Origin of the sequence: Streptomyces sp. NBC_00259 (assembly GCF_036181745.1) — a bacterium.
Classification (GTDB): domain Bacteria; phylum Actinomycetota; class Actinomycetes; order Streptomycetales; family Streptomycetaceae; genus Streptomyces; species Streptomyces pratisoli.
On sequence record NZ_CP108080.1, the window covers coordinates 1928674 to 1948066 of the forward strand.

Consider the following 19393-nt stretch of genomic DNA (forward strand, 5'->3'; position numbering starts at 1 on the left):
CCTGCCGCTGCCACCAGCCGCTGCCGGGCAAGCCGCCGCGACAGGCCCCGCAGGAGACCCGCAAGGAGCAAGGAGCCCCGATGCACGACCCCGACGCCGACGGTGCCGCCGCCCGCCGGTCCACCGGAGCCCGCCCGTCCACCGGAGCCGGTCCGCTCACCGGGCTGCGCGTCCTCGACCTCGCCACCCTGTTCGCCGGGCCGCTCGCCGCGACGATGCTCGGCGACTTCGGCGCCGACGTCATCAAGATCGAGCACCCCCGCAAACCGGACCCCTCACGCGGCCACGGCCCCGACAAGAACGGTGTCGGCCTGTGGTGGAAGCTGCTCGGCCGCAACAAACGCACCATCACGATCGACCTGTCCACGCCGGGCGGCCGGGAGACCTTCCTCCGGCTCGCCGCGACCGCCGATGTCGTCATCGAGAACTTCCGCCCCGGCACGCTGGAGAAGTGGCAGCTCGGCTGGGAGGAGCTGAGCTCCGCCAACCCCCGTGTCGTGCTGGCCCGCGTCACCGGCTTCGGTCAGTTCGGTCCGTACTCCCACCGCCCGGGCTTCGGGACCCTCGCCGAGGCCATGAGCGGGTTCGCCGCCATCACCGGTGAACCCGACGGTCCGCCCACCCTTCCCCCCTTCGGTCTCGCCGACTCGATCGCCGCGCTCGCCACCTCCTACGCCGTCATGACCGCGCTGACCGCCCGCACCGCCACCGGCCGCGGCCAGGTCGTCGACATGGCCATCATCGAACCCATCCTCACCGTCCTCGGGCCGCAGCCCATCTGGTACGACCAGCTCGGCTACGTCCAGCCGCGCACCGGCAACCGCTCCCGCAACAACGCGCCGCGCAACACCTACCGCGCCGCCGACGGCTCCTGGCTCGCCGTCTCGACCTCCGCGCAGTCCGTGGCCGAGCGGGTGATGCGGCTGGTGGGCCGTCCGGAGCTGACGCGCGAACCCTGGTTCGCGACCGGCAGCGGGCGGGCCGAGCACACCGACGAGCTCGACGCGGCGGTGGGCGACTGGATCGCCCAGCACACCCGCGACGAGGTGCTCGCCGCGTTCGACAAGGCGGAGGCCGCGGTCGCCCCCGTCTACGACGTACGCGACGTCATGGACGATCCGCAGTACCGCGCGCTGGACAGTGTCACCGAGGTCCCCGACGCGGAACTCGGTCCGATCCGTATGCAGAACATCCTCTTCCGCCTTTCCGAGACTCCTGGTGGTATCCGCTGGGCCGGCCGCCCCCACGGCGCGGACACGGACACGGTCCTCGGCGAACTCGGGCTCACGCCCGGCCGGATCGCCGGCCTCCGCGACGAAGGCGCGCTATGACCCCGCTCACCTGGCTGTACGCCCCCGGGGACCGGCCGGAGGTCGTACGCAAGGCGCTGTCCTCCGGGGCCGACATCGTGATCGTCGACCTGGAGGACGCGGTCGCGCCCCACCGCAAGGCGTACGCCCTCGCGGCGACCACGGAACTGCTCGCCTCCCCCCAGCCGGTACCGGTGCACGTCCGCATCCACGCAGAGCGCGACATCACCGCGCTGGCCCCCCTGCCCGGCCTGTCGGCACTGCGTATCCCCAAGGTGGCACACGCCACTGACATCCAGATTCCGGCGAAGCTGGCGCCGGGCACGGAGCTGTACGCGCTGCTGGAGTCGGCGGGGGGCGTGGAGCACGCCTACGCCATCGCGACCGCCGACCCGGCCGTGCGCGGCATCGCGCTCGGCGAGGCGGATCTCCGCGCCGACCTGGGCGTACGGAACGACACCGGCCTCGACTGGCCGCGCAGCCGTATCGTCGTCGCGGCCCGCGCGGCCGGGCTCCCCCCGCCGACCCAGTCGGTGTACCCCGACATCCGCGACCTGGACGGCCTCGCGGCCTCCTGCGCCCACGGCCGCGCCCTGGGTTTCCTGGGCCGCGCCGCCATCCATCCCCGGCAGCTCCCGGTCATCGAGCGGGCCTACCTCCCCAGCCCGGAGGAGGTCGAGGCGGCCGAGGAGATCGTCAAGGCGGCGGCGACGGACGCGGGTGCGCTCGCCCTCCCCGACGGACGCTTCGTCGACGCGGCCGTCGTCGCCGCGGCCCACCGCACGCTGTCGCTGGCGGGCCGCGACGGCCGTTGACCCAGGGCCCGGAGCGCCCGGGCCCACGGACTCACGGACTCACGGACGCCCGGAAACGCCTCAGGGCCGCCCGGCTGTGATCAGCCGGGCGGCCCTGAGGATGTGCGAGGAAGCGGTCGGCCACCCGTTGCGTCGCGAAGCGGTCAGCTCCTGTTCGCGGACTCCGAGTCCGCCGGTTCCCCGGAGGGGTCCTTGTCCAGGGACAGGGCTGCCGGGTCGGCGTCCGTCGTCGCGTCGGAGGCCGTGCCGGAGCTGGCATCGGCGTCGTCGGGCTTGCGCGACTCCACCGCCGCCGGCTCGACGACCTCCTCGCGGCCCGGGCGGAGCCGCGCGGAGAGCACGATGTACACGACGGCCAGGACGAAGACGATGATCGCGGTCCACACGTTCAGCCGGAGGCCGAGCACGTGGTGGGCCTCGTCGACGCGCATGTACTCGATCCAGGCGCGGCCCGCGCAGTAGGCGGCGACGTACAGCGCGAAGGCCCGGCCGTGGCCCAGCTTGAAGCGGCGGTCGGCCCAGATGACCAGCAGCGCGACGCCGACGCACCACAGCGACTCGTAGAGGAACGTCGGGTGGTAGGTGCCCTCCGCGCGGTTGACACCCTCGCTGATCTCGAGCGCCCACGGCACGTCCGTCGGCCTGCCGTACAGCTCCTGGTTGAACCAGTTGCCCCAGCGGCCGATGGCCTGCGCGAGGGCGATCGCGGGCGCGATGGCGTCGGCGTACGCCGGGAGCGGGATGCCGCGGCGGCGGCAGCCGATCCAGGCGCCGACCGCGCCGAGCGCGATGGCGCCCCAGATGCCGAGGCCGCCCTCCCAGATCTTGAACGCGTCGACCCAGTTCTCACCCTCGCTGAAGTACAGCTGGTAGTCGGTGATCACGTGGTACAGACGGCCGCCGACGAGGCCGAACGGCACCGCCCACACGGCGATGTCGGCCACCGTGCCGGCTTTGCCGCCGCGGGCGATCCAGCGCTTGTTGCCGTACCAGACGGCCACGAAGACACCGATGATGATGCAGAAGGCGTAGCCGCGCAGCGGGAGCGGTCCGAGGTGGATCACACCGGTGGACGGGCTGGGAATGAAGGCAAGGTCCATGGCAGGTCCGACGCTACCCTGCCGGGCCCACCGCACGGCAACCGACGGGGCAACGTCTGCATAACGAGGCCCCCTGGGCACCCGCCGTTCCCGCGCGGCGGGCCGGTCCGCCGCAGGACCCGCCGGGCATGCGTCCGGGGCGCCCCGCGGCCACGCCGCCGAACGCCCCGGAGGACCCGCCGTCGCTCAGGACCCGGACGGGCTCGGCTGTGCCGTGCCCGGCTTCTTGCCCTTGTTCGCCTCGGTGACCCACTTCTTCAGGTTCTCCGGGCTGATCTGCTCGTTGCCCCGCTGCGGGAAGATGGACTGCCCGTTCAGCAGCACCGTCGGTGTGCCGCTGAAGTCGCCCTTGTGGAAGGCCTCGCCGGACTTCTCGACCCAGCTGTCGTGCGCGCCGGACTCGACGCAGTCCCGGAACGCGGGTGTGTCGAGACCCTGGACCTTGCCCGCCAGCTCGATCAGCCTGCCGTTCTGCGCGAAGGCGTCGTCCGTCTCCGGCGGCTGGTTCTGGTAGAGCACGTCGTGGTACGGGACGAACTTCCCGGCGTCCTGCGCGCACGCCGCCGCGTTCGCCGCGCGGCGTGATCCGTTGCCTCCCAGATTGCCGTCGATGATGGTGGCGAGGCGGTACTCCACCCTGAGCTGTCCGGAGTCCGTCAGCTCATGGATGGTGTTCCTCATCACGTTCTCGAACTGGGCGCAGGCCGGGCAGCGGAAGTCCTCCCAGACCGTGAGCGTGGACGGCGCGTCGCTCGCCCCCGCGGGGAGCGCGAGGGCGTCCTCGCCCTCGGCGCCGCTCGGGGCTGCCACCGGACCGGTGGACGCGCTGTCGCCCTTCCCCTTCCCTCCGGAGTTGGCCGCGATCACGCCGACGACCGCGGCGAGGCCCAGCACGCCGACCACGGCCGCGGACACGATCAACAGGCGCCGTCGCTTGTCGCGCGCCTTCTGCAGCTCACGATCCTGCAGGAGCCGCTCACGCGCGGCCCGCCTTCCGTCATGGTTCTTCTCGCTCACGCCCACAGCAACGAACCGGGGAGGCACCTATGCGCCTCCCCGGTCCGAGGTCCACCCGTACGGGTGAGCAGTTCGCCCGACGGTGTCAGCGCTTGCGCACGCCCGCCGCCAGGTCGCCCGCCAGCGCACGCACCGCCGCGATGCCGGCCGCGTGGTCCTCGGCGTCGAGCAGCCGCTTGACGAAGGCCGAGCCGACGATCACGCCGTCGGCGAAGCCCGCGACCTCCGCGGCCTGCTCGGCGCCGGAGACGCCAAGGCCGACGCAGACCGGCAGCCCGGTGGTGGCACGGGTGCGCCGGACCAGGTCCTGGGCCTGGGCGCCGACGGACTCACGCGTTCCGGTGACGCCCATCAGCGAGGCTGCGTAGACGAAGCCGGAACCCGCCGCCGTGATCTCGCCGAGCCGTGCGTCCTTGCTGCTCGGCGCGACCACGAAGACCGTGGCGAGGCCGTGCTTCTCGGCGTGCTCGCGCCATACGGCGGACTCCTGGACGGGCAGGTCGGGCAGGATGCAGCCCGCGCCGCCCGCCTCGGCGAGCTCGGCGGTGAAGCGCGCGATGCCGTAGCGGTCGATGGGGTTCCAGTACGTCATCACGAGGACCGGCTTGCCCGTGGCCTCGTGTGCCTCGCGGACCGTGCGCATGACGTCGGCGATCCTGACGCCGCCGCGCAGGGCGATGTCGTCGGCCGTCTGGATGACGGGACCGTCGAGGACGGGGTCGGAGTGCGGCAGGCCGACCTCCACGACATCGGCGCCGCCGTCGAAGACGGCCCTGATCGCCTCGATGCCGCCGTCCACGGTCGGGAAGCCGGCCGGGAGGTAGGCGATGAGCGCGGCCCGGTTCTCGGACTTCGCCTGCGCCAGGGTGTCGTTCAGCAGCTGGATGTTCCCGCTCACTTGGCGTCCCCCTCGATCTCGGCGACCTCGCCGGCCGCGTCCGCCTCGACGGCCGAGGCGGCTTCCTCGTCGTACAGCCCGAAGTAGCGGGCAGCCGTGTCCATGTCCTTGTCCCCGCGGCCGGACAGATTGACGATGATCAGTCCGTCCTTGCCCAGCTCCTTGCCGAGCTCCAGGGCTCCGGCGAGCGCGTGCGCGGACTCGATCGCCGGGATGATGCCCTCCGTGCGGGAGAGCAGCCGCAGCGCCTGCATCGCGGCGTCGTCGGTGACGGCCCGGTACTCGCCGCGTCCGCTGTCCTTGAGGTACGAGTGCTCCGGGCCGATGCCCGGGTAGTCGAGCCCCGCCGAGATCGAGTACGGCTCGGTGACCTGGCCCTCGTCGTCCTGGAGGACGTAGCTGCGCGAGCCGTGCAGGATGCCGGGCTCGCCCGCGGTCAGCGTGGCCGCGTGCTCGCCGGTCTCGACGCCGTGGCCCGCGGGCTCGCAGCCCACCAGCCGTACGCCGGTGTCCGGGATGAAGGCGTGGAAGAGGCCGATGGCGTTGGAGCCGCCGCCGACGCAGGCCACGGCCGCGTCCGGGAGGCGGCCCGCGCGCTCCAGGATCTGGCGGCGTGCCTCGACGCCGATGACGCGGTGGAAGTCGCGGACCATGGCCGGGAAGGGGTGCGGGCCCGCGACCGTGCCGAAGAGGTAGTGCGTGTGGTCGACGTTGGCGACCCAGTCGCGGAAGGCCTCGTTGATGGCGTCCTTGAGCGTGCGACTGCCGGACTTCACGGGGACGACCTCGGCGCCGAGCATGCGCATCCGGGCGACGTTCAGCGCCTGGCGCTGTGTGTCGATCTCGCCCATGTAGATGGTGCAGTCGAGGCCGAAGAGGGCGCAGGCGGTCGCGGTGGCGACGCCGTGCTGGCCGGCGCCGGTCTCGGCGATGACGCGGGTCTTGCCCATGCGCCTGGTGAGCAGGGCCTGGCCCAGCACGTTGTTGATCTTGTGCGAGCCGGTGTGGTTGAGGTCCTCCCGCTTGAGGAAGACGCGTGCGCCGCCCGCGTGTTCGGCGAAGCGGGGCACCTCCGTCAGGGCGCTGGGCCGGCCGGTGTAGTGGACGAGCAGATCGTCGAGCTCGGCGGCGAAGGCCGGGTCGGACTTGGCCTTGTCGTACTCGACGGCCACCTCGTCGACCGCGGCGACGAGCGCCTCGGGGATGAACTTGCCGCCGAAGTCGCCGAAGTAGCCGGCCGCGTTCGGCACCTGGCCCTCGGGATCGGGGATGAAGTAATCGCTGGGCATGCCAGAACTCCTCATGAGCGTGAAAGCAGAAGAGAAATGAGGGTGATGACGTCGGATCGCTGAGCGGGTCGCTCAGCGACGCCATCGCATGCCGTTGACCTGGCCGGGCTCGTCCCCGATGACGTACCTGACCCGCCGTCCGTGCACCCGCCGGGCCGGGGCGCGGCAGCCGCGAGGGCGGCAGCCGCGCGCCAGCGGGGCGTGCGGCACGCGCGCCGTCGTACCGGCCGGGCGAAGGCTCGGCCGGGCGGACGGTACGCGGCGCAGGACGGTGGTCATGGGGAGGGTCAGTCCCTCCCGTGCCGCAGGGCCGGGTGGGCGCCGGCGGCGACCAGATCGGCCACGGCGGCCTTGGGGTCGCGTCCGGTGACCAGCGACTCGCCGACGAGGACCGCGTCGGCGCCGGCATTGGCGTACGCGATCAGGTCGTGCGGGCCGCGGACGCCGGACTCGGCGATCTTGACGACGCCTGCGGGGATCTCGGGTACGACCCGTTCGAACGTGGAACGGTCGACCTTGAGGCTCTTGAGGTCGCGCGCGTTGACACCGATGATCTTGGCTCCGGCGTCCACGGCCCGCTCGACCTCGTCCTCGTCATGGACCTCGACGAGCGGGGTGAGACCGATCGACTCTGCGCGCTCGATCAGCGAGACCAGGGCCTCCTGGTCGAGCGCGGCGACGATCAGCAGCACGAGGTCCGCGCCGTAGGCACGGGCCTCCCACAGCTGGTACGACGTGACGATGAAGTCCTTGCGGAGCACCGGGATGTCCACCCGGGCCCGCACGGCTTCCAGGTCCGCGAGCGAGCCGCCGAAGCGGCGCTGTTCGGTGAGGACGGAGATGACGGCCGCGCCGCCCGCCTCGTAGTCGGCGGCGAGTGCGGCCGGGTCGGCGATCGCGGCGAGCGCGCCCTTGGAGGGGCTGGAGCGCTTCACCTCGCAGATGACCTTCACACCCTCGCCGCGCAGCGCGGCGACGCCGTCCTTGGCCTGGGGCGCCTTGGCGGCACGCTCCTTGAGCTCGTCGAGGCTGACCCGCGCCTGCCGCTCTGCGAGGTCGGCGCGTACGCCTTCGATGATCTCGTCGAGCACACTCACGCGAGCGGCCCCCTTCCGAGAGGTAGATGGTGGATCACTGTCAGCAATCCCGATGGTATCCGGCTGAGGGCGAAGGCCTCGCATCCGGTTGACGTCCGTCCCACTACCTGGGACTTCGTCCTGAGGGTCATGGTGCGAGCACCGAGCCGAACGGCAGGTTCCGGACAACCGTGAAGAGCGCCAGAACCGCGCCGAGACCCCACCACCAGCCGGGCCCGAGCGCAATCCGCACCGGTCTTGCACGGACCGCCTGGACGAGCCATGCGGTCCAGAGAACGGCGAAGATCCCGTATCCGGCGACGGCGAGGGCGTTGGCACCGAAGGCGGTGCCCAGGTCGCCGTGGATGAAGGCGTGGGCGCTGCGCAGGCCGCCGCAGCCCGGGCAGTAGATCCCGGTGAACCGCAGCAGCGGACAGACCGGGTAGTGGCCCGGCTCGTTCGGGTCGACCGCGCCGACGTACGCGAAGGCCGCGGCGACGACGGCGATCGTTCCCAGCGGCGCGGCGAGCCGTCGCGACAGGGGTGCGGGGGTGGTGGCTGTGATGGCGTCCACCTCGTGATTGTCCCCCGCTCATGGGTAGAGGCGCAGCCCGGGCTCGCCGGGCTGCGCCTCTACGGAGCGACGGGTGCGGTCAGGAGGCCGTGGCCTCGGCCGGCACGGGCTGCGCGGCGGCCTGCGTACGGGCCAGGACGGGGCTCTCCTTCAGGCCGAGACCGGCGGCCTTCATCGCGGCGCCGACGACACCGCCGAGCAGGGTCACGCCCATTCCGGCCCAGAAGCCGAGCGGGTTGGCCGCCACCATGAACACTCCTGCGATGCAGAAGCCGATGACGGAGATGGTGACACCGGTCCAGGCGGCCGGGGTGTGTCCGTGGCTGCTGCCCGCCATGAGTTGCTCCTCGTTGGTGTTGCGCTGTGGGGTGAGCCGGGGGCTCGTGTTCCATTGTCCCGTACCGGAAGGGGTGCCGGGACGTGGGGGTCGTCACTGATCGCGGGTGTCACAGGCCGCGGGTGTCACCGGTCCCCGGTGGGGTCCTCACCTCGGTCGAGGGCCTTCCACAGTTCCTCGGGGCGGTCCGGGTCGGCCGCGGGACGGCCCTTGCTCGCGCCCCCGCCCGCGCCCTCGCGCTCGTACCGCCCGGACATCGCGGGCCAGGCGGACCCGTACCGCAGGGCGAGCAGTCCGGCGAGGAGGATCAGCAGTCCGGCGGCGGCGGTGACGTACGGCCAGGCGGTGTGCGTGAGGGCGTCGACGCTCGTGACGGTGCCGCTCGTGGTCTGCCGGGCCTGCTCGTCGAGCGCCGCGCTGTCGGAGGCGCCCAGGAAGGCGGAGGCCGCCGCGCCCGCGCCGCTCAGCGCCAGCAGCGCGGAGACGAGGACGCGGCCCGTGCGGCGGACCGCGAAGACGGCGACGAGGGCGGCCAGGCCGACGACGGCGAGGGCCGCCGGAAGCCCGGTGACGTCCCGGCCGTCCGCCTCCAGCGGCACACTGCCCGCGCCGACGGCGGCCGCGCCCTCGGCCCAGGTCTGCCCGGAGGCGAGGAGCACCACGGCGGCGCCGACGGCGCCGAGGAACAGTGCGGCGGCGAGGCTGCGCCGGCCGCCGGCGGCGGTCGCGGCGGCCTCTGCGGTCTCGGTACGGGGCTGGGGTACGGGAACAGCACTCACGCCCCCCACTATCCCTTACGCGTTCGGTTCCCGTTCAGCCGGTTCGCGGTGTGCACGGCACGGAGCACGGCGGCCGCCTTGTTGCGGCATTCGGTGTCCTCGGCGACCGGGTCGGAGTCGGCCACGATCCCCGCTCCGGCCTGCACGTACGCGGTGCCGTCGCGCAGCAGGGCGGTGCGGATGGCGATCGCGGTGTCGGAGTTGCCCGCGAAGTCGAGATAGCCGACGCAGCCGCCGTACAGTCCGCGCCGGGAGGGCTCCAGCTCCTCGATGATCTGCATGGCGCGGGGCTTCGGGGCGCCGGACAGCGTGCCGGCGGGGAAGCAGGCGGTCAGCACGTCGAAGGCGGTACGGCCCGCGGCGACCGTGCCGGTGACGGTCGAGACGATGTGCATGACGTGGGAGTAGCGCTCGACCGACATGAAGTCGACGACCTCGACCGAGCCGGGTTCGCAGACGCGGCCCAGGTCGTTGCGGCCGAGGTCGACGAGCATCAGGTGCTCGGCGCGCTCCTTCGGGTCGGCGAGGAGCTCCTCCGCCAGGTCGTGGTCCTCCTGCGGGGTGGCGCCGCGCGGGCGGGTCCCGGCGATCGGGTGCACCATCGCGCGCCCGTTCTCGATCTTGACCAGCGCCTCCGGGCTGGAGCCGACGACGTCGAAGCCCCCGTCCTCGTGGGGGAAGCGCAGCAGGTACATGTACGGGCTCGGGTTCGTGGCCCGCAGCACCCGGTAGACGTCGAGGGCGCTCGCCTCGCACGGGGTCTCGAAGCGCTGGGAGGGCACCACCTGAAAGGCCTCGCCCGCGCGGATGCGCTCCTTGATGTCCTCGACGGCGTCCTGGAACTGTTCGCCGCTCCACATCGGCCCGGTGTACGGGGGCAGTTCGGACGGCGGCAGGGCCTGCGGCCGGTAGTCGACCGGCTGCGCCAGATCGGCCTCCATGGCGTCGAGACGGGCCACGGCGTCCGCGTAGGCCTCGTCGACGCCCGTGTCGAGGTCGTTGTGGTTGATCGCGTTGGCGATCAGCAGGACCGAGCCGTCCCAGTGGTCGAGCACGGCGAGGTCCGAGGTGAGCAGCATGGTCAGCTCGGGCAGTCTCAGATCGTCCGTGCCGTGCTCGCCGATCTTCTCCAGCCGGCGGACGATGTCGTAGCCGAGGTAGCCGATCATGCCACCCGTGAACGGGGGCATGCCCGGAGCGACGTCGGGGGCGAGAGGCGTGTGCAGGGCCTCGACGGTCGCGCTCAGGGCCTTGAGCGGGTCCCCGTCGGTGGGGACGCCGACGGGCGGGGTGCCGAGCCAGTGCGCCTGGCCGTCACGGACGGTGAGGGTCGCGGCGGACCGGACGCCGACGAAGGAGTAGCGGGACCAGGACCTGCCGTTCTCGGCGGATTCCAGCAGGAACGTGCCGGGGCGCTCCCCCGCGAGCTTGCGGTAGAGGCCGACCGGAGTGTCACCGTCCGCGAGAAGGCGGCGGCTGACGGGGATGACGCGGCGGTCGGCCGCCAGCTTGCGGAAGGTGTCGAGATCCATGGCGCAAAACCCTACTGGCCGAGGGAGAGCACGTCGGCGTCGAAGCAGGTACGGGCCCCGGTGTGGCAGGCGGCACCGATCTGGTCGACCTTCACCAGCACGGTGTCGGCGTCGCAGTCGAGAGCCACGGACTTGACGTGCTGGACGTGGCCGGAGGTGTCGCCCTTGACCCAGTACTCCCGGCGGCTGCGGGACCAGTACGTGGCACGGCCGGTGCTGAGGGTGCGGTGCAGGGCCTCGTCGTCCATCCAGCCGAGCATCAGCACCTCGCCGGTGTCGTACTGCTGGGCGATGGCCGGGACCAGTCCGTCGACGCTCCGCCTGAGGCGGGCGGCGATGGCGGGGTCGAGTGCGCTGGGAATGCGGGACGTGCCTGTCATGGGCTCATTGTGCCGCGCCCACGGGGCCGGAACGGTGGTGCGTCCACTGGGCGGACGCGGCGCGCCGGTCGTAGGCTGGCCGCCATGTCGACCCATGCGAAGCGTGAACGACTTCTGCTCGCCGATCTTCTGGAGGCGGCGGGCCCGGACGCCCCGACCCTGTGCGAGGGGTGGAACACCCGTGATCTGGCGGCCCATGTCGTGGTGCGCGAGCGCCGCCCGGAGGCCGCGGGGATCGTGCTGAGCCCGCTGCGGAGCAGGCTGGAGCGGGTGCAGGCGGAGTATGCCGCGAAGCCGTACGAGGAGCTGATCCAGCTGATCCGTACGGGCCCGCCGCGGATGTCACCGTTCTCGATCAAGCCGGTGGACGAGGCGTCGAACACGGTCGAGTTCTATGTGCACGCCGAGGACGTGCGCCGGGCACAGCCCGACTGGACGGCCCGTGAGCTGGACGCGGTCTTCGCGGACACGCTCTGGTCACGGCTGGAGAGGTCGGCCCGGCTGCTGGGCCGCAAGGCCCCGGTGGGGCTGGTGCTGCGGCGTCCGAACGGGCAGACGGCGGTCGCGCACCGCGGTGCCCCGGTGGTGACGGTGACCGGTGAGCCGGGTGAGCTGACGATGTACGCCTTCGGACGGCAGGACGCGGCGAAGGTGGAGATCGAGGGTGAGAAGGACGCGATCGACCGCGTGGGCAGGACCCAGCTGGGAATGGGCTGACCAGCGGGCTGCCGACCCGCGGGCCGGTCCGGCGCCGCGCTCAGGTCCCGCCGGGGACGGGCCGGGGCTCAGGTCCCGCTGGGGCTCAGCTCCCGCCGGGGGCGGGATGTCCCGGGGCGAGGGCCGTGGCGATCCGGTTCATGAGCGTCTGGGCGGTGTTGCCCTCCGGCGTCTCTGCGGTCTTCGTGGTCGCGACGGCGATGGCGAGGCGTTCGGCGGGCAGGTAGGCCTGCACGGCGGCGTAGCCGGAGAACGACGGGTTCGTCATGATCCAGTCGTTCTGGACGAGCACACCGACGCCGAAGTGCTTGGCCTCGGTGTTCTTCAGGCAGACCGTGGCGGGGCAGCTCTTCGTACCGCCGCCGAGCCCGACCGTGCCGGGGTCGAGCTGGGTCCGGAACGCGGCCGGGGACAGCAGCTCCCCCGTGCCCACGCCCTCCGCCGAGCGGGCCAGGTCGCAGATGTGGGAGGTGAGGACGGCGCCCGGCGCGGTGGTCCACGACGGGTTCCAGAAGGTGGATTCCTCGTAGGGGCCGCGTTCCGAGGTGAAGGCGTGCAGGACCGGCCGCGGGATCTCGGGGGTGGCGCCGTTGCGGGTGTCGTCCAGCCCGAGGGGGCCCATGACGCGCTGCTCCAGCAGCTGGTCGAGCGGCATTCCGGCGATCTTCTCCAGGGCGGCGCCGAGGAGCACGAAGTTGGCGTGGGAGTAGCTCCAGCTGGTGCCCGGCGCGTACCAGAGGGGGTGCGCGGCCGGGTAGGCCACCAGTTCCTCGGCCGTCCACTGGCGGAAGGGGGCCGCCTCCAGCGCGGCGAGGAACTTCGGGTCGGTGACGTAGTCGTGGAGTCCCGAGGTGGAGTCGCCGAGCATCCGCAGGGTGATCCTGTCGGCGTGCGGGGCGTCGGGCAGCCAGCGGGACACCGGGTCGTCGAGACGCGCCTTCTTCTCGTCCACCAGCTGCAGCAGGGTGATGCCCATGTACACGATGGCGATCGAACCGGCTCGGAAGTGCATACCGGGCTGCGCGGGAACGCCGGTCATCGATTCGCCGAGAGCCGTCGTGAGGACTTCCTCGCCGTCCTTCGTGACGCGCAGCACGACCGAGTTCAGGTGCAGTTCGGTCCTGGCCTGCTGCGCGAGATTCAGGACCTCACGGGCGGGGCCGCCCCTGGGCGGCGGAGAGCTGACACACGGCCGCCCGCTCCCGGCCCCGGCCGGGGCGGCGGTGCCTGCGCCGGCCGTCGCCTGGAGGCTCGCCGCGACGAGCGTCGCGGCACAGAGGAGCGGGGCCACGCGGGTGCGCCTCATCGCCTCATTGTCGGCGAACGATCCGCACACGGCCACGCCAGGGCGATCGGGCTCCGACGTCAGCGGGCGCAGCCCCGCACGGCGGCGCCGTGCCCAGCGGCACTCCCGGCGGCGAGATGCCGCGTCCAGGTCGCGCGGGTGTTGGGGATCCCCGGATCGGCCAGCAGCTTCAGCACGTAGGTGGCGTGCAGCCGGGCCCACGGCTCGGAGTCCCGGAACCGCCGTGACGGGCTGTTCAGCCGCCGCGCGGTGCGCACGAGCGCGGCATCTGCCGCGAGGTGGCGCCGCAGCGCGGCCTCGCGCTCGGCAGGATCCGCGGACACCAGTCCGCGGGTCCAGCCGAGCCGGCGGTCCCAGGAGTCCCTCACCGCCCGGTCACCGGACGGGGTGACCCGCTTCCCGCAGGGTCTCCTTGACCTCGGCGATCCGCAGGTCGCCGAAGTGGAAGACGGACGCCGCGAGCACCGCGTCCGCGCCTGCCGCGATGGCCGGTGCGAAGTCGCCGAGCCTGCCCGCGCCGCCGGAGGCGATGACCGGGACGGTGACGTGCTTGCGGACGGCGGCGATCATCTCGGTGTCGTAGCCGTCCTTGGTGCCGTCGGCGTCCATCGAGTTGAGCAGGATCTCGCCCGCGCCCAGCTCGGCGGCCCGGTGCGCCCATTCGACGGCGTCGATGCCGGTGCCGCGTCGGCCGCCGTGGGTGGTGACCTCGAAGGAGCCGGACGGGGTGCGGCGGGCGTCGACCGACAGCACCAGGACCTGGCGGCCGAAACGCTCGGCGATCTCGCGGATCAGCTCGGGGCGGGCGATGGCCGCGGTGTTGACGCCGACCTTGTCGGCGCCGGCCCGCAGCAGTTTGTCGACGTCGTCGGCGGAGCGCACCCCGCCGCCGACCGTGAGCGGGATGAAGACCTGCTCGGCGGTGCGGCGCACGACGTCGTACGTCGTCTCGCGGTCGCCGGACGAGGCGGTGATGTCGAGGAAGGTCAGCTCGTCGGCGCCTTCGGCGTCGTACAGCTTGGCCATCTCGACGGGGTCGCCGGCGTCCCGCAGGTTCTGGAAGTTGACTCCCTTGACCACCCGGCCGTTGTCCACGTCCAGGCAGGGGATGACTCGGACGGCGAGGGTCATGCCGCTCCCCCTCCTTCCCCTCGGTACGCCTCGACCTCGACCTCGACGACCAGCCGCGGGTCGACGAAACCGGAGACGATGATCATCGACGCGGCCGGGCGGACGGCGCCGAGCAGCTCCTTGTGGGCGCGGCCGACCTCGTCGACGTCGCGGGCGTGCGTGATGTACATGCGGGTGCGCACCACGTGCTCGCTGCCGAGTCCGAACTCCTTCAGCGCGGCCAGTGCCGCGTTGAAGGAGTTGACGGCCTGGTCGTACGGGCCGCCGTCGGCGAAGGTGCCGTTGACCACCGACGTACAGCCGGAGACCAGCACCAAGCCGTTCGGCAGCTCGACCGCGCGGGAGTAGCCGAAGGCCTCTTCCCACGGGCCGCCGGAGCCGATCCGGCGGACGTCGTTGCTCACCGCGACACCGCCTCCACCGCTTCCAGCGCCTCTTCCAGGGTGAACGCCTCGGCGTAGAGCGCCTTTCCGACGATCGCGCCCTCGATGCCGAGCGGCACGAGGCCGGCGAGCGCGCGCAGGTCGTCGAGCGAGGAGACGCCGCCGGAGGCGACGACCGGCTTGTCCGTGGCGGCGCAGACATTGCGCAGCAGCTCCAGGTTGGGGCCCTGGAGGGTGCCGTCCTTGGCGATGTCGGTGACGACGTACCGCGCGCAGCCCTCGGAGTCCAGGCGCGCCAGCGTCTCGTAGAGGTCGCCTCCGTCGCGGGTCCAGCCGCGGCCGCGCAGCGTCGTGCCGCGTACGTCGAGACCGACCGCGATCTTGTCGCCGTGCTCGGCGATGACCTTGGCGACCCACTCGGGGGTCTCCAGTGCGGCGGTGCCGAGGTTGACCCGGGTGCAGCCGGTGGCGAGGGCGGCGGCGAGCGAGGCGTCGTCGCGGATGCCGCCGGACAGCTCGACCTTGAGGTCCATGGCTCCGGCCACCTCGGCGATCAGCTCCCGGTTGTCACCGGTGCCGAAGGCCGCGTCGAGATCGACCAGATGCAGCCACTCGGCGCCCGCCCGCTGCCAGGTGAGGGCGGCCTCCAGCGGGGAGCCGTAGGAGGTCTCCGTGCCGGACTCGCCGTGGACGAGGCGGACGGCCTGGCCGTCGCGGACGTCGACGGCGGGGAGGAGTTCAAGCTTCTGAGCCATGATCAGAGGGTCTCGATCCAGTTGGTGAGGAGCTGGGCTCCGGCGTCGCCGGACTTCTCGGGGTGGAACTGGGTGGCCCACAGTGCACCGTTCTCGACGGCCGCGACGAAGGGCTCGCCGTGGGTGGCCCAGGTGACCTTCGGGGCGCGGATGGCCGGGTTGGTCACCTCCAGGTCCCAGTCGCGCACGGCGTAGGAGTGCACGAAGTAGAACCGGGCGTCGGCGTCGAGGCCGGCGAACATCTCCGTGTCCTCGGGGGCCTCGACCGTGTTCCAGCCCATGTGCGGGACGACCGGGGCGTTCAGCGGTCCGACGACGCCGGGCCACTCGTCGAGGCCCTCGGTCTCGACGCCGTGCTCGATGCCGCGGGCGAAGAGGATCTGCATGCCGACGCAGATGCCCATGACGGGCCTGCCGCCGGAGAGCCTGCGGCCGACCACCCAGTGTCCGCGGGCCTGCTGGAGTCCGGTCATGCAGGCGGAGAAGGCGCCCACACCGGGCACGAGCAGACCGTCGGCGTTCATGGCCGTGTCGAAGTCGCGGGTGACCTCGACGTCGGCGCCGACGCGGGCGAGAGCGCGCTCGGCGGAGCGGATGTTGCCGAAGCCGTAGTCGAAGACGACGACCTTCTTCCGCTCGCTCATGACCACACGTCCAGTCGCAGGACACCCGCGGCGAGACACAGCGCGGCTCCGAGGGACAGGAGCACGATCAGGCCCTTGGGCATCTGCTGCTTGGCGAACGAGATGATGCCGCCGATCAGGAAGAGCCCAAGGACGATCAGAACCGTGGAGAGACCGTTCACGACTAGAGAGCGCCCTTCGTGGAGGGAAGGATTCCGGCAGCGCGCGGGTCGCGCTCGGAGGCATAGCGAAGGGCCCTGGCCAGCGCCTTGAACTGGCACTCCACGATGTGGTGGGCGTTGCGCCCGTACGGTACGTGGACGTGCAGCGCGATCTGCGCCTGGGCGACGAAGGACTCCAGGATGTGCCGGGTCATCGTCGTGTCGTACGCGCCGATCATCGGCGCCATGTTCTCCGGCTCGGTGTGCACGAGGTACGGGCGGCCGGACAGGTCCACCGTCACCTGCGCGAGCGACTCGTCCAGCGGCACGGTGCAGTTGCCGAAGCGGTAGATGCCGACCTTGTCGCCGAGGGCCTGCTTGAAAGCGGCGCCCAGCGCGAGGGCGGTGTCCTCGATGGTGTGGTGGCTGTCGATGTGCAGATCGCCGTCGGTCTTGACGGTGAGGTCGAACAGCCCGTGGCGGCCGAGCTGGTCGAGCATGTGGTCGTAGAAGCCGACCCCGGTCGACACATCGACCTTTCCGGTGCCGTCGAGGTCGATCTCGACGACGACGGCGGTCTCCTTCGTGGTGCGCTCGACCCGTCCTACCCGGCTCATGAGCTGTGCTCCTTCTTCAGTGCGCGAACCGCGTCGAGGAACGCGTCGTTCTCTTCGGGGGTGCCGGCGGTGACCCGCAGCCGGCCCGGTACGCCGTTGTCGCGGACCAGGACGCCCCGGTCGAGGATCTTCTGCCACATGGCGTGGGCGTCCTCGAAGCGTCCGAACTGGACGAAGTTGGCGTCGGACTCGGTCACCTCGTAGCCGATGGCGCGCAGCTCGGCGACCAGCCGGTCCCGCTCCTCCTTGAGCTGCTCGACGTACTTCAGCAGCGTATCGGTGTGCTCCAGGGCCGCCAGCGCGGTGGCCTGGGTGACGGCGGAGAGGTGGTACGGCAGCCGTACGAGCTGGACGGCGTCGACCACGGCGCGGTGCGCGGCGAGATAGCCGAGGCGCAGTCCGGCGGCGCCGAAGGCCTTGGACATCGTCCGCGAGACGACGAGGTGGGGCCGGCCTTCGAGCAGCGGCAGCAGCGAGGGCCGGTGGCTGAACTCGACGTACGCCTCGTCGATGACCACCAGTGACGGCTTCGCGGCCTGGGCGGCCTCGTACAGGGCGAGGACCGTCTCGGCGTCGACGGCCGTGCCGGTGGGGTTGTTGGGCGAGGTGACGAAGACGACGTCGGGGCGGTGCTCGGCGATGGCCGTCGCGGCCGCCGCCACATCGATGGTGAAGTCGTCGTTGCGGGGTCCCGAGAGCCAGCCGGTGCCGGTGCCGCGCGCGATCAGACCGTGCATCGAGTACGAGGGCTCGAAGCCGATCGCGGTCCGGCCGGGTCCGCCGAAGGTCTGCAGCAGCTGCTGGATGACCTCGTTGGAGCCGTTGGCCGCCCACACGTTCTCCAGGGCGACCGGGTGCTTCCCGGTGCGGGTCAGATACGTCGCCAGCTCCGTGCGCAGCTCGATCGCGTCCCGGTCCGGGTAGCGGTTGAGGCCGCGCGCGGCCTCCCGCACCCGCTCGGCGATCCGCTCGACGAGCGGCTCGGGCAGCGGGTACGGGTTCTCGTTGGTGTTCAGCTGTACGGGGACGTCGAGCTGGGGCGCGCCGTACGGGGACTTGCCGCGCAGCTCGTCGCGGATGGGGAGGTCGTCGATGCCGGTCACTTGCCGTCGGGTACCTTCCAGCCGAACCGTGCCTTGAGCGCGGCGCCGTGCGCCGGGAGGTCCTCCGCCTCCGCCAGGGTCACCACGTGGTGGGTGACGTCGGCGAGCGCCTCGCGCGTGTAGTCCACGATGTGGATGCCGCGCAGGAAGGACTGGACGGACAGCCCGGAGGAGTGGCAGGCGCAGCCGCCGGTCGGCAGCACGTGGTTGGACCCGGCGCAGTAGTCGCCGAGGGAGACCGGCGCCCACGGGCCGACGAAGATCGCGCCCGCGTTGCGGACCCGCTCGGCCACGGCCGCCGCGTCGGCGGTCTGGACCTCCAGGTGCTCGGCGCCGTACGCGTCGACGACACGCAGGCCGTCCTCGATGCCGTCGACGAGGACGATCGCGGACTGCCGGCCGGACAGCGCCGGGACGATGCGGTCCTCGACGTGCTTGGTCGCGGCGATCTGCGGCTCCAGCTCCCGCTCGACCGCGTCGGCCAGCTCGGGCGAGTCGGTGACCAGCACGGCCGCGGCCAGCGGGTCGTGCTCGGCCTGGCTGATCAGGTCGGCCGCGACGTGCGCCGGGTCGGCGGTGGCGTCGGCGAGGACCGCGATCTCGGTCGGACCGGCCTCGGCGTCGATGCCGATCCGGCCGGTGAAGTAGCGCTTGGCGGCCGCGACCCAGATGTTGCCGGGGCCTGTGACCATGTTGGCAGGCGCACAGGACTCGGTGCCGTACGCGAACATCGCGACGGCCGTCGCGCCGCCCACCGCGTACACCTCGTCGACGCCGAGCAGCGCGCAGGCGGCCAGGATCGTCGGGTGCGGCAGTCCGCCGAACTCCTTCTGCGGCGGGGAGGCGAGCGCGATGGACTCGACGCCCGCCTCCTGCGCCGGTACGGCGTTCATGATCACGGACGAGGGGTAGACGGAACGGCCACCCGGTGCGTACAGCCCGACGCGCTCGACCGGAACCCACTTCTCGGTCACCGTGCCGCCGGGCACGACCTGGGTGGTGTGCGTCTCGCGGCGCTGCTCGCGGTGGACGATCCGGGCGCGCCGGATGGACTCCTCCAGCGCCGCCCCGACCTCGGGGTCGAGCTGCTCCAGCGCCTCGGCGATCGCCTTCGCGGGCACCCTGACGTGCTCGAGCGTCACGCCGTCGAACTTCTCCGCGTACTCGATCAGTGCCGCGTCGCCCCGATGATGGACGTCCTCACAGATGGGCCGCACCTTGTCCAGGGCGGCTTCCACGTCGAACTCGGCACGGGGCAGCAGGTCGCGCAGGGCCCCGCCCTCGGGGAGGGCGTCGCCGCGCAGGTCGATTCGCGAGATCACGGGTCAATTCTCGCAGACCGTTCTTCGGCGCCGTCGTCCGTATCAGTGACTGATACGCGTCACACCACTCTTCACTCCTCACTTCGCACCCCAGAAGTCGTTCATGACCACTAGCGTTCAGTTCGTTACTCAGCGGGAACAACGGCTGTACGGAACCGGGGAACCAGA

At 72.0% G+C, this 19393-nt stretch carries 24 protein-coding genes; 3 read left to right on the forward strand and 21 right to left on the reverse strand.

The window, feature by feature from the left end; translation table 11 throughout:
- Positions 1-80: 80 nt before the first annotated feature.
- Positions 81-1331 carry a CaiB/BaiF CoA transferase family protein gene (locus tag OG766_RS08670; protein WP_266374927.1) on the forward strand — a complete coding sequence of 417 codons (1251 nt, stop codon included), beginning with the start codon at positions 81-83 and terminating at the stop codon, positions 1329-1331.
- Positions 1328-2125: an HpcH/HpaI aldolase/citrate lyase family protein gene (locus OG766_RS08675; RefSeq protein ID WP_266374926.1), complete on the forward strand. Its 798-nt coding sequence runs from the start codon at positions 1328-1330 to the stop codon at positions 2123-2125. Before OG766_RS08670 ends, OG766_RS08675 begins: the two co-directional genes overlap by 4 nt.
- A 143-nt stretch (positions 2126-2268) precedes the next feature.
- Here the strand turns inward: OG766_RS08675 and lgt are convergent, their stop codons facing one another.
- The 11 genes from lgt to hisI all read right to left on the reverse strand — a co-directional run bounded on the left by lgt (position 2269) and on the right by hisI (position 11107).
- The gene (gene lgt, locus OG766_RS08680) at positions 2269-3225 is read right to left on the reverse strand and encodes a prolipoprotein diacylglyceryl transferase (RefSeq protein WP_266374925.1); all 957 of its coding nucleotides are present in this window, start codon (positions 3223-3225) and stop codon (positions 2269-2271) included.
- Positions 3226-3411: 186 nt separating this feature from the next.
- Positions 3412-4242, reverse strand: coding sequence for a DsbA family protein (locus OG766_RS08685; RefSeq protein ID WP_266374924.1), 831 nt, complete (start codon positions 4240-4242; stop codon positions 3412-3414).
- 85 nt (positions 4243-4327) lie between these two features.
- Positions 4328-5140 carry a tryptophan synthase subunit alpha gene (gene trpA / locus OG766_RS08690; protein WP_266374922.1) on the reverse strand — a complete coding sequence of 271 codons (813 nt, stop codon included), beginning with the start codon at positions 5138-5140 and terminating at the stop codon, positions 4328-4330.
- Positions 5137-6429, reverse strand: coding sequence for a tryptophan synthase subunit beta (gene trpB / locus OG766_RS08695; RefSeq protein ID WP_328724963.1), 1293 nt, complete (start codon positions 6427-6429; stop codon positions 5137-5139). The genes trpA and trpB overlap by 4 nt, the downstream gene beginning before the upstream one ends.
- Positions 6430-6501: 72 nt before the next feature.
- Positions 6502-6708, reverse strand: a complete 207-nt coding sequence (trpM, locus tag OG766_RS08700; protein WP_266374920.1) for a tryptophan biosynthesis modulator TrpM — start codon at positions 6706-6708, stop codon at positions 6502-6504.
- Between the two features lie 8 nt (positions 6709-6716).
- Complete coding sequence (gene trpC, locus OG766_RS08705; protein ID WP_266374919.1) at positions 6717-7526, reverse strand: indole-3-glycerol phosphate synthase TrpC; 810 nt, start codon at positions 7524-7526, stop codon at positions 6717-6719.
- Between the two features lie 127 nt (positions 7527-7653).
- Complete coding sequence (locus OG766_RS08710; RefSeq protein WP_266374917.1) at positions 7654-8079, reverse strand: DUF2752 domain-containing protein; 426 nt, start codon at positions 8077-8079, stop codon at positions 7654-7656.
- Positions 8080-8158: 79 nt separating this feature from the next.
- Complete coding sequence (locus tag OG766_RS08715; protein WP_266374916.1) at positions 8159-8416, reverse strand: HGxxPAAW family protein; 258 nt, start codon at positions 8414-8416, stop codon at positions 8159-8161.
- A gap of 125 nt (positions 8417-8541) precedes the next feature.
- Positions 8542-9195 carry a TIGR02234 family membrane protein gene (locus OG766_RS08720; RefSeq protein ID WP_443045461.1) on the reverse strand — a complete coding sequence of 218 codons (654 nt, stop codon included), beginning with the start codon at positions 9193-9195 and terminating at the stop codon, positions 8542-8544.
- Between the two features lie 8 nt (positions 9196-9203).
- Positions 9204-10727 (reverse strand): anthranilate synthase component I, encoded by a 1524-nt coding sequence (locus OG766_RS08725; RefSeq protein ID WP_266374912.1) that lies wholly within the window; start codon positions 10725-10727, stop codon positions 9204-9206.
- A gap of 11 nt (positions 10728-10738) precedes the next feature.
- Positions 10739-11107, reverse strand: coding sequence for a phosphoribosyl-AMP cyclohydrolase (hisI, locus tag OG766_RS08730; RefSeq protein ID WP_328724966.1), 369 nt, complete (start codon positions 11105-11107; stop codon positions 10739-10741).
- An 84-nt stretch (positions 11108-11191) separates the two neighbouring features.
- On the opposite strand from hisI, the gene OG766_RS08735 reads away from it, so the two are divergent.
- The gene (locus OG766_RS08735; protein WP_266374908.1) at positions 11192-11824 is read left to right on the forward strand and encodes a TIGR03085 family metal-binding protein; all 633 of its coding nucleotides are present in this window, start codon (positions 11192-11194) and stop codon (positions 11822-11824) included.
- An 85-nt stretch (positions 11825-11909) separates the two neighbouring features.
- Here OG766_RS08735 and OG766_RS08740 read toward each other — a convergent pair whose 3' ends face one another.
- The 10 genes from OG766_RS08740 to hisD are packed head-to-tail and all read right to left on the reverse strand — an operon-like array spanning position 11910 to position 19225.
- Positions 11910-13130, reverse strand: coding sequence for a serine hydrolase domain-containing protein (locus OG766_RS08740; RefSeq protein WP_328724967.1), 1221 nt, complete (start codon positions 13128-13130; stop codon positions 11910-11912).
- A 59-nt stretch (positions 13131-13189) separates the two neighbouring features.
- Positions 13190-13498, reverse strand: coding sequence for a hypothetical protein (locus OG766_RS08745; protein WP_328724968.1), 309 nt, complete (start codon positions 13496-13498; stop codon positions 13190-13192).
- Between the two features lie 7 nt (positions 13499-13505).
- A complete protein-coding gene (hisF, locus tag OG766_RS08750; RefSeq protein ID WP_266374902.1) occupies positions 13506-14261 on the reverse strand; it encodes an imidazole glycerol phosphate synthase subunit HisF in 756 nt (251 codons plus the stop codon).
- Positions 14258-14665, reverse strand: coding sequence for a RidA family protein (locus OG766_RS08755; protein ID WP_266374901.1), 408 nt, complete (start codon positions 14663-14665; stop codon positions 14258-14260). The genes hisF and OG766_RS08755 overlap by 4 nt, the downstream gene beginning before the upstream one ends.
- Positions 14662-15399 carry a bifunctional 1-(5-phosphoribosyl)-5-((5-phosphoribosylamino)methylideneamino)imidazole-4-carboxamide isomerase/phosphoribosylanthranilate isomerase PriA gene (gene priA, locus OG766_RS08760; protein WP_328724970.1) on the reverse strand — a complete coding sequence of 246 codons (738 nt, stop codon included), beginning with the start codon at positions 15397-15399 and terminating at the stop codon, positions 14662-14664. Before priA ends, OG766_RS08755 begins: the two co-directional genes overlap by 4 nt.
- 2 nt (positions 15400-15401) lie before the next feature.
- Entirely contained in the window at positions 15402-16043 is a 642-nt protein-coding gene (gene hisH / locus OG766_RS08765) for an imidazole glycerol phosphate synthase subunit HisH (protein WP_266374898.1), read from the reverse strand.
- The gene (locus tag OG766_RS08770) at positions 16040-16204 is read right to left on the reverse strand and encodes a hypothetical protein (RefSeq protein WP_266374897.1); all 165 of its coding nucleotides are present in this window, start codon (positions 16202-16204) and stop codon (positions 16040-16042) included. Before OG766_RS08770 ends, hisH begins: the two co-directional genes overlap by 4 nt.
- A 2-nt stretch (positions 16205-16206) precedes the next feature.
- Positions 16207-16800, reverse strand: a complete 594-nt coding sequence (gene hisB / locus OG766_RS08775) for an imidazoleglycerol-phosphate dehydratase HisB (protein WP_328724972.1) — start codon at positions 16798-16800, stop codon at positions 16207-16209.
- The gene (locus tag OG766_RS08780; RefSeq protein WP_266374895.1) at positions 16797-17903 is read right to left on the reverse strand and encodes a histidinol-phosphate transaminase; all 1107 of its coding nucleotides are present in this window, start codon (positions 17901-17903) and stop codon (positions 16797-16799) included. The genes hisB and OG766_RS08780 overlap by 4 nt, the downstream gene beginning before the upstream one ends.
- The gene (gene hisD, locus OG766_RS08785) at positions 17900-19225 is read right to left on the reverse strand and encodes a histidinol dehydrogenase (protein ID WP_266374894.1); all 1326 of its coding nucleotides are present in this window, start codon (positions 19223-19225) and stop codon (positions 17900-17902) included. The genes OG766_RS08780 and hisD overlap by 4 nt, the downstream gene beginning before the upstream one ends.
- Between the last annotated feature and the right edge of the window lie 168 nt (positions 19226-19393).